This window comes from Micromonospora sp. DT68 (assembly GCF_049847245.1).
Classification (GTDB): Bacteria; Actinomycetota; Actinomycetes; order Mycobacteriales; family Micromonosporaceae; genus Micromonospora; species Micromonospora profundi.
The window spans coordinates 1-13,187 of sequence record NZ_JBNCNZ010000004.1; the positions used below are offsets into that span (position 1 = coordinate 1).

Genomic DNA, 13,187 nt, shown 5'->3' on the forward strand with positions numbered 1-13,187 from the left:
TACTAATAGGCCGAGGACTTGACTACTAAGCTGCTACGCGTCCACTGTGCAACTCTAGACAAACGAACAACAAACCCCAGTTGTGTGGTGTTGTTTGATATGTCTATAGAGTTACGGCGGTCATGGCGGAGGGGAAACGCCCGGTTACATTCCGAACCCGGAAGCTAAGCCCTCCAGCGCCGATGGTACTGCACTCGTGAGGGTGTGGGAGAGTAGGACACCGCCGGACAATCTTTCCATCAGGGCCACCCCGTTGCCGGGGTGGCCCTGATGCGTTTCTCCACAACGAAGGCGCCGCCGGCACTCTGACAGGGTCCGAGTCTGCCGCTAGGCGGGGAACTCCTCGAACATGACCTCGTAGCCGTCCGGGTCAAGGCCGTAGAAGATACGCGCCCACCCGACGTCTTCCGGTTCGAGCGTCACCGGCAGGCCTTCGCGCCTCCACAGTGCGTACGTCGCATCGAGGTCGGCAGACGGTACGACGAGCACGAAGCCGAGCCCAGGCGGCCCGGCTCTGGTCTGACTTTCGCGTTCGGCGTTGTGATAGCCGTGCTCGTCGACGTGCGACAGGATCAGCCAGGTGTGACCGAAGGTCAGGTAGCGCAGCTGCGCCTGGCCCGGCTGAGGAAGGTGCCGGAAGCCGAGCTGTCGGTAGAGGTCGAACGATCTGTCGAGGTCACGTACCCGCAGGCCCACCTTGAGCTGTCTGGCCGCCATGCCGGCCATGCTACGAGCCCCGGATACCGCAACGGTGCCCGCTCCACTGTGGGGAGCAGGCACCGCACGGCAACCAGCTGGCTCAGGAGGGCTTCGGCCCGCAGACGTAGCGGGGCTCGGCGTCATAGCGCCAGGTGAACTTCTCCCGCTTGACGACCTTGCCGTCCTTCTTGATGACCCGGAAGGCGTCCTGGGTGAAGCCGTTGATGCCGTTCGTCGGGATGCACGTCGGGCCGGGCTCCAGATGGATCAGCTTCGGCGTGGTGACGTTGCGGCGCGGGCCGTACTCCGTCTTCACACTGTCGTAGATCTTCGTGCTCCAGATCGACACCGTGATCGAGCTCGACGTGTACGAGGTGTCGATGAGCACCCCGTGCTCAGTGTTGTTGCGGAACTTGAAGTCCAGGTTCGGCCAGAAGATTGTCGACTCGATGACCGCCGGGTACCTGTCGAACCAGTACGAGTGCGGCTTGTGCTCGACGTCCTCCAGCCCGGCGTAGTAGGTGGCGTTGAACAGCGTGGTGGTGAACTGCGAGGTGCCGCCGCCCACGCCCGGCACGAGCTTGCCGTCGAGGATGACCGGCGCGTCCCGGTAGCCCTGCTTGTAGCCGCGCTCGCCGGTGTGCCCGTTCAACGAGAACGTCTTGCCAGGCAGCACGACGGTGCCGTCCACCTTCTTGGCGATGGTGACGATGTTCTGGCTGCGCGACGAGGCCAGCCCACCGGTGAACTTGGTGGTGAAAGTGGACACCCGTTCCTTGATGCCCAGGCCGGCGAGTTTCTCCGCGGTCAGCTCCGGAGGCGTCTCCTTCACCTCGCCGGTCACCTCGCGGCCGTCGGACTTCGGCAGCACGGCGAGCAGGTCGCGGCCCAGTGCGGCGCTGTCCAGCTGCTGGCCGGCGCGCCCGTCGGTGACAGTGGGCTTTCCGCCGGAGATGGTCATCGTCGCGTCCTTCGGCGGCACCTCGATCGCGTTCAGGCTGTCGCCGAGGGCCGCGCGCAGCCGCTTCACGTCCACGGACGGGGTGAGCTTGCCGGCGGTGTCGGCGGTGAACCGCAGGCTCTTCGCGATGGCGGCGGGCGGTACCTTCACCGAGCCCTTGTCGGTGCGGATGGTTACCGGTGCGGCGACGGCCGGCTTCGCCAGCTCGGTGACCAGCCGGTCCAACTCCTCGGCGGTGGTCGCCGGGTGGTTCTCCACAAGCGGCACGGTGACCGGAGTGCCGGCCAGCCAACCGGCGCGGACGACGTCGGCGGAGCGCTCCGGGTCGAACGCCAGGCCCGGCTTGGGCTGCACCACCTTCGGTGTGGTGCCCTGGTAGCTGATCGCCGGCTTGGTCATCGGGCGGGCCTGGTCGCCGAGCACCTTGCGGAGCGCCGCGTCCAGCCGATCGGCGTCGACGGTGACCACCGGGTCGACGGTGCGGGAGCCGACCAACCGGCTGACCGCGTGCGCGTCGGCTTCTGCCGCCGCCGCGACTGTCGCCGCCACGTCGATGGTCAACCCCACGTCGGCTGGGTTGATCTCGGCGGTGCGTTCCCCGACGGTGACCTTCAACGGCGCGGCGAGGGCAGCCGCCCGCCGGTCCAGCTCGGCCCGCAACTCCCGGTCGGCGGCGGTGAGGCTCCGGCCGCCCAGTTCGGTGCCGAGCACGCTCGTGCCCCGAGGTACGTCCCCGGCGTACGCCCAGGCGCCGGCGCCCGCCACCGCCGCGAGCACGCCGCCGGTGACGCCGGCCGCGAGCAGCATCCGCATCCTCCGGGGTCGACCCCCACCGTTCGCGGGCTCACCGACGGGGGCGGGCGGTGTGACCGTCTCCGGCCCGTCGTCGGGCCAGGTGACCGCGGTGACCTGCACTGTGGGCCGGTCGTCGGCGGGTGGACGTTTTTCGCCGTACAGCGTCACTACAACCTCGATCGCCAGGTGCCACGGGAGGTCCGCTCCTCCCGGAGACACCTACGGTAGCCAATGGTCAGCGGTCGTTGCGGGCTGCGCCCACCCGCGTCGCCGCCGCGTGTCGCCCGGCGTGTCACGGAACCCGGGCCGGTGGACAGCCGGGCGGGGGCGGGAGCCGGGGTCGGTGGCGGCGTCCCTGCGCCGCCGTGGCACGGTGACGAGGTGGACGCTGCGGAGCGGGAGCGGGTGCTGGCGTACGGGGGTGGCTGGTTGGACCGGGCGGGCCCGCTGCGCGCCGATCCGGCCCGACTGGAGGCGCTGCTGAGCGAGCCGACCACGGTGGTGCTGCCGCTGTGGCGGGACCGCTGCCTCGTCGACGGGGGCGGCCCGGTCCGGCTCACCGCGGACCGTACGTCCCTCGTCCGGGCCGCCGCCGACGAGACCGTCTTCCTGGGGCTCGACGGAGACGCCGCCGTGTTCGCCGTGGACCTCTCCGCGCTCGACGAGCGGTCGGCCGTCGAGATGGTCGGTGCGGCACGGGCCGTCGACGTCCGGTCCCTGGTGGGGCGGCTCGACCCGGCCGAGGCGGCCGTCCAGGCGTACGCCCGAGGGATGCTGCACTGGCACCGACAGTCGCGGTACTGCGGCACGTGCGGTGCGCTGGCTGTCGCCGGCGGCGGTGGACACGTTCGAACCTGCGCCGGCGCAGGCTGCGGTCGCCTGCTGTTTCCCCGTATCGAGCCGGCGATCATCGTGCTGGTGGAGGCGCCCGGCCCGCCGGACCGTTGCCTGTTGGCCTGGCACGCGGGCGCGCCGGAGGGGTCGTACTCGACGTTGGCCGGTTTCGTAGAGGTCGGCGAGAGCCTGGAGGACGCGGTCCGCCGGGAGATGGCCGAGGAGGCGGGCGTGACAGTCACCGACGTGACCTACCAGGGCTCGCAGGGCTGGCCGTTCCCCGCAGGCCTGATGGTGGGCTTCCGGGCCACTGCCACGTCCGAGGAGGTACGCGTCGACGGCGTGGAGCTGCTGGAGGCGCGCTGGTTCACACGGGCGGAACTGCGGGAGCGGGTCGCGGCAGGTCGTCAGCTCGGTCGGGTGGACTCGATCGATCACCAGATGCTCGGCCAGTGGCTGACGGCAGGCTGAGGATCATCACGAGCGCGGTCGCCGCAGCGGTGGCGAGCGCACACCACATGATTCCCTCGAGCGTGCGTGGCGCGACGGCCATGGTCAGGAAGGCCAGGACACCCGCGGCCACCCAGAGCGGCGCGGAGGGCCAGCGTGCTCCCGCCGCGATCTTCGCGTTGACGGCCGCGAACACCAGCGCGTAGAGCGCACCGGTGGCGGCGAAGAACGGGGCGTACTCACCCAGGGACGCGTAGTCCTCGCCGCCAACGAGCCGGAACGCGAAGCCGCCGGCCAGGGCCGAGGCGGCGACGAGCACGGCACCGCAGCCGGCGACGATCGCGAGCACGACAGTGCGGACCCGGTTGTCTCCCACGGCCAGGCGGGGCAGTGCCAGCACCACGATCACCTGGGGTGCCCACAGCGCACCCTTGGTGAGCACGGTTCCGACGGCGTACGCCCCGGAGTCGGCAGGTGACAGCAGTTGGCGGGCGAAGATCAGGTCGGCGTACGACACGGCGAGCATGGCAAGCGCGGCCGTGCCTGCACTCGTCACCTGCCGGATGCGCAGGGCGCCCACAGCGCTGTCCCCGTCCGAGGTGGCCTGCCGGACCGGTCGGGCGACCCACGCCAACACGGGCAGCACCAGGTACGAGGTCACCATGCCGGCCACAAGGGTGTCGACGACATCGGCGCCGAGGACGAGCGCGACGATCATGCCGCCGTACCTGCCGACCGCGACCAGCCCCATCGCCCACGCGAGGCGGAGGAACCGCTGGTCACCTTGCAACTCTCCGAGCCATCGGGCGGCCAGGACGACCGCGACGGTGGTGGCGGCGACGAGCACCGCGACCGTCCACGACAGCCGCAGCGCGGTAACCATCAGCGGCGTGGCCACGACGACGGCACCACCGGCGACGGCCGTGGTGACGAGGGAGACCCGGCTGGTCGATGCGCCCGGGTGCCGGGCCCGGTGCACGGCGATCGCCATCTGCAGGCCCACACCTGCGACGCCGGCTATCGCGACGAGGGCCAGCACGGTGGCCAGCACACTCAACTCCTCGACCGCCAGGCGCCGGGCGCCGAGCATCGGGAGCAGGTAGGCCAGTCCGTTCGTCACCATCGCGGCGACCGCCACCGCCGCGCCCGCCGCTCCCATGCGGCCCGCGCCAGGACCAGCCGTCGTCTCTGTCATCGCGCCTCATGTCGGTTCGCCGGGGGAACGGGTTCGTCCCGAGCCTCGCGTCGTCGCGGCAGCTCGTCGAGTTGTCTGGCAAGCTACCGTCCGCGCTTCCCCTCTGCCTAGAGTGCTGTCCGGAGTCCCGGGAGCGATGTCGGGCCCGAGTCCGGTCCAGGTCCATGGGGGTTCGTGTGCGTCGACCGTCACCGGAGTTACGCCCGGTGCTGCTGCGGGCTGCCGTCGTACTCCGTCGGTGGTGGCCGGAGATGGCGCTCGGGTTCGGCGTGGTCATCGCGATTCTCGGACCGGTGCTCCGCCGCGGTTTCGTCCTCCGGTACGACCTGGTGTTCGTGCCCGACCCGCCCTTCGGCGCGATGGTCTGGGGCAGCGGGTCCGAGCTGCCCCGCGCGGTGCCCAGCGAACTGCTCGCGGTCGGCCTGTCCCAGCTGCTCCCCGCCGACGTGGCCCAGAAGGTGCTGCTCGCCGGCTGCCTCGCCCTGGCTGCGGTGGGTGCCGCCCGGTTGGCTCCCGTCGCCCACCCGGTGGCGCGGATCGCGGCCGGGCTCGCGTACGTCTGGAATCCCTGGGTGTACGGCCGACTGCACCTCGGGCAGTGGGCGGTCATCGCGGGGTACGCAGCGTTGCCCTGGGCGTTCGCCTGGGTGCTGGGGGTGCTGCGGCCACCGCCCGGCGGCACCGTCCCGGGTCGGCGTTCCGCCGTGGCCGGTGGGGTCACGGTGGTGCTGGGTGGTCCGGCGATGGTGTTGGCAGCGGTACTGGCCTGCGCCCCGGCGTTGGCCCTGGCGCGGCGGTGGCGGGCATTGGTGGCTGGGGCCGCGACGCTGATCGGCCTCACCGCACCGTGGTGGATGGCGTTGGTGAACCGTCGTGGTGCCGTCGATCTCGACGAGCGGGGCGTCGCCGCCTTCGCCGTCCGCCCGGACACGCCGCTGGGGGCGCTCGGCAGCGTCGGCACGCTCGGCGGCATCTGGAGTCGGCATGCCGTACCGATCGGCCGGGACCAGTGGCTGGTCGCCCTGCTCGCGCTGGCCCTCGCAGGCGCGGCCCTCTGGGGGTACGTGCTGACCCGTCGTCGTTGGCCGTCAGCGGCCTGGTGGGGCCTGTTCGTCGGCGCGGTCCTGGGCACCGTGATCGCCCTGGCACCGGCCTGGCCGATCGGTTTGCAGTGGATGGTCGCGCTGGTCGAGCACGTTCCCCTGGCCGGCGCGGTCCGGGACGGCACCCGGTTGCTCGCCCCGCTGGCGTTGGTGCAGGCGGTGGGGCTCGGGATGCTGGCGGAGTCGCTGGCGACGGCGGGTGCCCGGGCGTGGGCGCCGCTGGTGGTGGTCGCTCCGTTGGTGCTCATGCCCGGCCTGGCGTGGGGTCTCGGTGGTCAGCTCGACACGGTCCGGTACCCGAAAGAGTGGTCGGCGGTGCGCGCCGACGTGAACGGCGATCCGTCTGGAGGCAGCCTCGTCTCGTTGCCCTGGTCCTCGTTCCGGGCTTACCGGTGGGCGGGCAACGTGCCCGTGCTCGATCCGGCGTCGCGTGCGTTCCAGCGGCCGGTGATCGGGGACCAGGACGTGTTGGTCGGGCGGGACCGGATTCGGGGCGAGAGCCGCGAGGCCGATCGGGTGGCGGCGGTGCTGGCAACGCCCGGTGATCCCGGGCAGGCACTCCGTCGGCTCGGTGTGCGGTACGTACTCATTCAAACTGATCAACCCGACGGTGCCCAGGTCGAAGCCCGCTTCGCGGACGCCGAGGTGGTGCGGCGGGACGGAGCGTTGACCCTGTTACGCCTGCCTGGTGCCGATTTCGCCGAGTCGACCGGCCGTATCGGGATAGTTCCACTCTTGGGCTATTCGGTACTCGGGGCCACCCTGTTGATCACCCTTTTACACCGGCCCGAACGAGCGTGACGCATGTTACTCTTCGGTACCTTTTCCGAAGGGATCATCGATGAAGGCATCCTTCAACCCCCTCCTGACCGCGGTTGTCGCCGCGGCGGTGGGTGCCGTGCTCGGAATCCTGGCCGTCTCGATCGGGACGTCCACCATCGTCAACACCAACAGCAAGCCTGCGAACGTGGAGCAGCCCATCATCGTGTACGGCGAGCGTTGACGGCCCTCCATGGAGGTCTCTCCTCCTGACGTGTCGTCAGATGTGGTCGTACTCGACGTCGTGATTCCCGCGTTCAATGAGGCACTCCGGCTGCCCGACACCCTGGTCCTGCTCCGGGCGGCGCTCGCCGACCTCGGTGTTCCCTGCCGGGTCACGGTTGTGGACAATGCCAGCACCGACGGCACAGGTGACGTGGTGCTGGGCGCACCGTCCGGCCCGGTCCCCGTCCGGTTGCTCTGGTGCGGTGAACCGGGCAAGGGCTTCGCGGTGCGGACCGGTGTGCTGGCGAGTGACGCGCGCTTCGTCGGGTTCTGTGACGCCGATCTGGCCACCGCGCCGGACGTTCTCGGGCAGGTGCTGAGCCTCCTGGTCGAGGGCGCCGACGCGGTGGTCGGGTCGCGGGCCCACCCCGAGTCGGTCGTCCAGGAGCGGCACAGCGTGCTCCGACGGTGGGGCGCAGTGGCGTTCCGAGGTGCAGTCCGGCAGGTGGTGCGCGGCGTCAGTGAGACGCAGTGCGGGTTCAAGTTCTTCCGCAACGATGTCGCTCGGCGGGCGTTCGCACCACTTCGGTGTGGTGGGTTCGCCTTCGACGTCGAGGTGCTGGGCCGCGCCGAGCGGGCCGGCGCTCGGCTCGTGGAGGTTCCCGTGCACTGGGTGGACGTGCCCGGCTCACGCTTCTCGCCGGTCCGCCACGGATGGCAGAGCTTCGTGGACGTCGCGAAGATCCAGTGGCGGCTCCGTGGCGTCGACGTCGCCCCGGCGATGCCGATGCCGATGCCGGTCGTCACCCTTCCGGTCAGCCCGGACGTCACCGGTGGCGCCGCCGCCGTTGGATTGCGGCCGTGAGTGTCGGACCATCCCGGACCGCCGCGGCTCCCAGCACCGACAACACGGTCGCGGGCCGCCGGGTCGCGGTGCTCAACTGGAAGGACCCCTGGCATCCGGACGCCGGGGGCGCCGAGGTCTACGCCTGGCAGGTCGCCCGCGACCTGGTGACAGCCGGTGCGCAGGTCACCTTCGTCACCGCGCGCCCGGCAGGCCAGCTCGGCGATGAGGTTCGGGACGGCATCCGGATCGTGCGGGTCGGTGGCCGGTGGACCATCTATCCGAGGGTGCTTGCCTGGTTGGCGCGACGCCGGCGTCAGTTCGACGCGGTCGTCGACTGTCAGAACGGCATCCCGTTCTTCAGCCCGGGAGTCCTGCCGGCGGACGTGCCGGTGGTGTGCGTGATCCACCATGTGCACGACCGTCAGTTCCGGCTGTACTTCGGCCCGATCGTGGGTCGGTTCGGGGCGTGGTTGGAGGGGCCTGTCGCCCGACTGGTCTATCGCCGTGCGGTGACCCTCGCGGTGTCACCTTCGACCGCCGTGGCCGTCCGGGACCGGCTTCGCTGGGCCGGCCCGGTGGTAGTGGTGCCCAACGGCGCGGACGCGTCGCCGCCGGCAGCCGGAGGTCGGGCCCGTGACACCCGTCCCCGTGTCGTCTGCGTCGGCCGGGTGACCCGGCACAAGCGGGTGGATCTGGTGCTTGACGCCGTCGAACAGCTCCGGGCGAAACGGCCCGATCTGCGTCTGGACATCGTCGGTGGTGGGCCAGACGTGGCGACGGTCCGACGGCAGGTCGACGAGCGCGGGCTGTCCGACACCGTCACGGTCCACGGGCACCTGCCCGCCGCCGAGCGGGACGCGCTGTTGGCAGCCGCGTGGCTGCACGTTTCCGCCTCCTGGGGTGAGGGCTGGGGTCTCGTCGTGGTGGAGGCCGCCGCTGCCGGACTGCCAACGCTCGCCTTCGACGTGGACGGGCTCCGCGACGCCGTCCGGCCGGGCCGTACCGGCTGGCTGGTCAGCGAGGGTGACAACCCCGCACGCGGGCTGGCGGCCGGTCTCGACAGCGCGTTGGCCGCCCTCGAGGTGCCGGCCGAGGCGGACCGGATGGCCGCCGAGTGTCGACAGTGGAGCGGCGCGTTCCGCTGGGCCGACACCGGCCGGCGAGTCCGGGCGGTCCTCGGGGATCTGCTTGAGCCACGTGCGGTGCCGTGGGCGGCGGGGAACACGTCTCTCGTGGTCCGGACCGACGAGCCGGAGAGCCTCCTCGCCCGGGTCGCTCCTCTACTCCCGTACACCCGACACGTCGCGGTCGACGAACGCGGCCTGTGGATCCTGGTGCCGGGCGCGGATCCGGTCGCCGTCCGGCAGCTGCTGCTCGGGGCGGGCGTCGAAGCCGAAGACATCAGCGAGCGGAACGCCAGCGAGGACGAACTGCTCACCGGAGTTCCGGTACGACGGTGTTGACCGCCTGGTCGACCGCTCGCCGCGCCCCAGGAATACCGACCGCCACGGTGTCCCTGGCGGTGTGGCGCCTGCGTGAGCTGCTGGTCTGCCTCGCTCTGATCGGTCTCTGCGTCACCCAGGAACCCGGGCTCATCGTGCCCGACACCAAGATTGACATGGCCCTGGACCCTGGCGGCTTCCTCGCGCGGGCGGCCAACCTGTGGACCGCGGACTGGCAGTTCGGCACCCTCCAGAACCAGGCCGTCGGCTACTTCTTCCCGATGGGGCCGTTCTTCCTGCTCGGTGAGGCGGTCGGACTACCCGCCTGGCTCGTCCAGCGGCTCTGGATGGCAGCCCTGCTCTGCGTGGCCCTCACCGGCGTGGTGCGCCTTGCGCGCGCTCTCGACCTGGGCGGCCCGGCGTCGCGGCTCGTGGCCGGCGCGGTGTTCGCGCTGTCGCCCCGGGCTCTCTCCCTGGTCGGCACCGTATCGCTGGAACTGCTGCCCTACTGCGTCGCCCCGTGGGTGCTGCTGCCACTTGTCAAGGGAGCCGCGGGTGGCTCACTGCGGCGGGCGGCCGCGCTCAGCGGGCTCGCTGTGGTCTGCATGGGTGGGGCAAACGGTGCGGCCGCTGCGTGCGCCGTACTGCCGGCGTTTCTCTATGTCGTGACCCGCGCACCCGGCTGGCGGCGGATCCGCCTGCTGGCCTGGTGGACGGTGGCGATGGTCGCGGCCACCTTCTGGTGGCTGGTACCGCTGCTGCTCCTGCAGCGGTACGGGTTCCCGTTCCTGCCGTACACCGAGAGCGCCGCTGTCACGACGAGCGTGACGTCGCTCCCGTCGGCCGTGCGCGGCGCCACCCACTGGGTGGGTTACCTCGCCGTCGACGGGCTGCCCTGGTGGCGCTCGGGATGGGCGCTGATCACGACGCAGTGGATGGTGGTGCTCACCGGCCTGATCGCATGCATCGGCCTGGCCGGCCTGGCCCGTCGGGATCTGCCGGAGCGGCGGTTCCTGCTCGTCGGGGCTCTGGTCGGGCTGCTGACCCTGACTGCGGGAAACCTGTCCAACGGAGGCGCCGCCTTCGCCCCGGCCGTACGCGAGGTCCTCGACGGCCCGCTCGCCGCGCTGCGCAACCTGCACAAGTTCGACGTCGTCATCCGCCTGCCGCTGGCACTGGCCACCGCGCACATGCTGGACACCGTCGGGCGGATCGCCGTCATCCGCCGGTTCACGCGGCCCACGAACATGGCACCCCGACGGGTCGCGTTGGGGGTCACCGCAGTCGCGCTCGTCGCGGTCACCGGCGGTGCGGGGAGCGCAGGGCTTGCGGCGGGCGGTGGTTTCTGGGCGGTGCCCGACCACTGGCGGCAGGCGACCCAATGGCTTGACCGGAACGCCGCCGAGGGCACCACGCTGCTCGTGCCCGGCTCCAACTTCGCCGAGTACAACTGGGGCCGACCGTTGGACGAACCGGTCCAACCCCTGCTGGACTCGCCGTGGGCGGTGCGGTCGCTGGTGCCGGCCGGATCGGCGGGCAACGCCCGGCTGCTCTCCGCAATCGACGAGCGGCTCGCCTCCGGTGCCGCCTCCCCAGGGCTGGCCGACGTGCTCAATCGGCTCGGCGTGCGGTACCTGCTCGTCCGCAATGATCTTCGACAGCCGGTCGGTGGCGTCGCCTGGCCGGTTCTTGTGCACCGAACGCTGGAGAGTGCCCCCGGGCTGTTCAGGGTGGCCGCGTTCGGCCCTGAAACCGGGGCGCCGCCGGACTTCGGCGGGGCGTGGGACTACGGGCTGCACAAGCCGTATCCGGCTGTGGAGATCTACGAGGTGGACCGGCCGGCCCCTCGGGCCACGCTCGCGGACGCGGCGCAGCCGCTCAACCTGGTAGGGGCACCCGAGACACTGCTGGACCTCAGCGACGCCGGTGTGCTCGGCAACCGACCGGTGATCCTTGACGGTGACGCCCCGCAGGCAACCGACGCGGGCGTGGTGCTCGCCGACAGCCTGCGCAACCGGGAGGTCGATTTCGGCCTCGTACGTGGCAACACCTCACGGACGCTGACACCGCAGGAGCAGCCGCAACTGCCACGCCTGGAACACGACATCATCGACCCCGCATGGAAGCCGTCGGTCACCTCGTCGGGATACACCGGGGTGACAAGCGTCAAGGCGTCCTCCAGCGCGGCCGACGTCGCCGGCCCGGCCGGGTTGCGCGACCCCTCCGCCACGCCGTACGCGGCCATCGACGGCGACAGCGGCACGTCGTGGTTGTCCGACGGCGCACGCAAACCCGTCGGCCAGTGGGTGGAGATCCGGTTCGAGGACAAGATCCAGGCCGGCTCGGTCGAGTTGCAGGTGGTCGGTGACGAGGTCGTCGGCGCACCTGTCACCCGGGTCGAGGTCAGCACCGAGGGCGGTTCGTACGTCCACTCGGTGGTCGACGGCTGGCACGCCCCGTTGCGACTGTCGCTGCCGTCGGGGCGTACCACCTGGCTCCGGGTGACGATCGACGGTGTCGCGGGCGCCGATGTGCCGGGTCGCCGGGCCGGCATCCGGGAGGTGGGCGTCGCCGGGGTGAGCCCGCAGCGGTATCTGCAACTGCCCGAGTCGCCCGATGCCACCAGAGCGCCCGAGGTTGTCGCGCTGGCCCGCAAGGCCGTGGACCGGCCGGCCTGCGCCAGCGCCGGTGACCACTACCTGTGCGCTCCCAGCCTGATCCGTCAGGGCGAGGAGACAGGGCTGGCGCCCAGGCGCTTCGAACAGCCGGTGGCTTCCACCAACAACCTCACCGGACTGGCCCGCGCGACACCTGCGACGGCGCTCGCCGTGTACGACGAGATGACCGGCGGCGCGACCTACACCACGTCGAGTTCGTGGTTCGCGGACCCGGTCGCCTCGTCCAGATCGCTTGGCGACGGGGACGACGGCACGGCGTGGTGGGCGGATCCGAGTGACCCGCAGCCGACAGTGAAGGTGCGCTGGGCCAAGGTGCGGAAAGTGAGCTGGGTACGCCTGCGGTTCCCGGAGACCCTCGTTGCGGCACCGCCCAGGACGGTGCGGATCACCGGCGACGACGGCATTCGGGAGGTGGCGGTGGACCTGGATGGTGTGGCCCGCTTCCCGGCCCTGCGTACCCGAGGTCTCGCCGTGGCCGTGACCTCGGCGGTGCCGAGGGTCAGCCGGTCGACGGCGCTGTTCGAGCCGCAACCGCTCCCGGTCGGCCTCAGCGGCGTGGACGTTGAAAACGTGCCCGAGGCCAACCAGCCTCGTGGAGTCGACCGTACTGTGACGTTGCCGTGTGGCGCGGGCCCGACGGTCGTGATCAACGGGGCGTCGGTGCCGACAACGGCCTCCGGCACGCTGCGGGACCTACGGGATCTGCGGCCACTGCGGTACCGCGCGTGTGTCTTCGACAACAAGCCGGCGAGCCGGGCCAAGGCCACCCCGAAGGCGGGCGCGGAGCGGGTCCCGCTGCGGGCTGGCCCGAACGAGGTCTCCGCACCGCCCGACCGGTTCATCGTCGACAGCGTGATCCTGACCGGTGAGCCGGCCGAGTTGCCCGGCCCGGCAGCGGGCGTCGACCCGCCCCGCCGGGCAGTCACGGTCCTCAATTGGGACGACCAGCACCGGTCGGTCGAGGTCGGGGCGGGCGCAGGCAGTTACCTCGTCGTCCCGCAGAACGCCAACCCCGGCTGGCGGGCGACCCTCGACGGAGCGGCGCTCGTGCCGACGCGACTGGACGGGTGGAAGCAGGCATGGCTTGTGCCTGCCGGGGCTGCCGGCCGCGTCGATCTGGTCTTCACGCCCGGGGAGCAGTACGCCCTCGTTCTGCGTATCGCAGGGGGTCTGCTGCTGTTGTTGGTCGTCGCAGCGCT

At 71.3% G+C, this 13,187-nt stretch carries 8 protein-coding genes, 1 rRNA gene and 1 pseudogene; 7 read left to right on the forward strand and 3 right to left on the reverse strand.

Annotated features, from left to right (window positions below):
• The first annotated feature begins 112 nt into the window (after positions 1–112).
• Positions 113–229 (forward strand): 5S ribosomal RNA (gene rrf / locus ACPXB1_RS08545).
• A gap of 98 nt (positions 230–327) precedes the next feature.
• Here the strand turns inward: rrf and ACPXB1_RS08550 are convergent.
• Together ACPXB1_RS08550 and ACPXB1_RS08555 are read right to left on the reverse strand one after the other, a co-directional pair.
• Positions 328–717, reverse strand: coding sequence for a VOC family protein (locus tag ACPXB1_RS08550; protein ID WP_355630485.1), 390 nt, complete (start codon positions 715–717; stop codon positions 328–330).
• Between the two features lie 82 nt (positions 718–799).
• On the reverse strand, positions 800–2,623 hold the full coding sequence (locus tag ACPXB1_RS08555) for a VanW family protein (RefSeq protein WP_355630488.1): 1,824 nt from the start codon (positions 2,621–2,623) through the stop codon (positions 800–802).
• 213 nt (positions 2,624–2,836) lie between these two features.
• Here ACPXB1_RS08555 and nudC point away from each other — a divergent pair, with 213 nt between their 5' ends.
• On the forward strand, positions 2,837–3,760 hold the full coding sequence (gene nudC, locus ACPXB1_RS08560; RefSeq protein ID WP_355630491.1) for an NAD(+) diphosphatase: 924 nt from the start codon (positions 2,837–2,839) through the stop codon (positions 3,758–3,760).
• Here nudC and ACPXB1_RS08565 read toward each other — a convergent pair.
• Positions 3,657–4,934 (reverse strand): polysaccharide biosynthesis protein, encoded by a 1,278-nt coding sequence (locus ACPXB1_RS08565; protein WP_355590332.1) that lies wholly within the window; start codon positions 4,932–4,934, stop codon positions 3,657–3,659. The two genes, nudC and ACPXB1_RS08565, sit on opposite strands and share 104 nt — an antisense overlap.
• 164 nt (positions 4,935–5,098) lie before the next feature.
• Here ACPXB1_RS08565 and ACPXB1_RS08570 point away from each other — a divergent pair, with 164 nt between their 5' ends.
• From ACPXB1_RS08570 to ACPXB1_RS08590, 5 genes and pseudogenes are all read left to right on the forward strand, one after another.
• Entirely contained in the window at positions 5,099–6,838 is a 1,740-nt protein-coding gene (locus ACPXB1_RS08570) for a hypothetical protein (RefSeq protein ID WP_355590329.1), read from the forward strand.
• 40 nt (positions 6,839–6,878) lie between these two features.
• Positions 6,879–7,040 carry a hypothetical protein gene (locus ACPXB1_RS08575; protein WP_157552422.1) on the forward strand — a complete coding sequence of 54 codons (162 nt, stop codon included), beginning with the start codon at positions 6,879–6,881 and terminating at the stop codon, positions 7,038–7,040.
• A 30-nt stretch (positions 7,041–7,070) separates the two neighbouring features.
• A complete protein-coding gene (locus ACPXB1_RS08580) occupies positions 7,071–7,886 on the forward strand; it encodes a glycosyltransferase (RefSeq protein WP_355590325.1) in 816 nt (271 codons plus the stop codon).
• On the forward strand, positions 7,883–9,331 hold the full coding sequence (locus ACPXB1_RS08585; RefSeq protein WP_355590322.1) for a glycosyltransferase family 4 protein: 1,449 nt from the start codon (positions 7,883–7,885) through the stop codon (positions 9,329–9,331). The genes ACPXB1_RS08580 and ACPXB1_RS08585 overlap by 4 nt, the downstream gene beginning before the upstream one ends.
• A 59-nt stretch (positions 9,332–9,390) precedes the next feature.
• Positions 9,391–12,546: pseudogene (locus ACPXB1_RS08590) on the forward strand (alpha-(1->3)-arabinofuranosyltransferase); the annotation flags it as partial.
• Between the last annotated feature and the right edge of the window lie 641 nt (positions 12,547–13,187).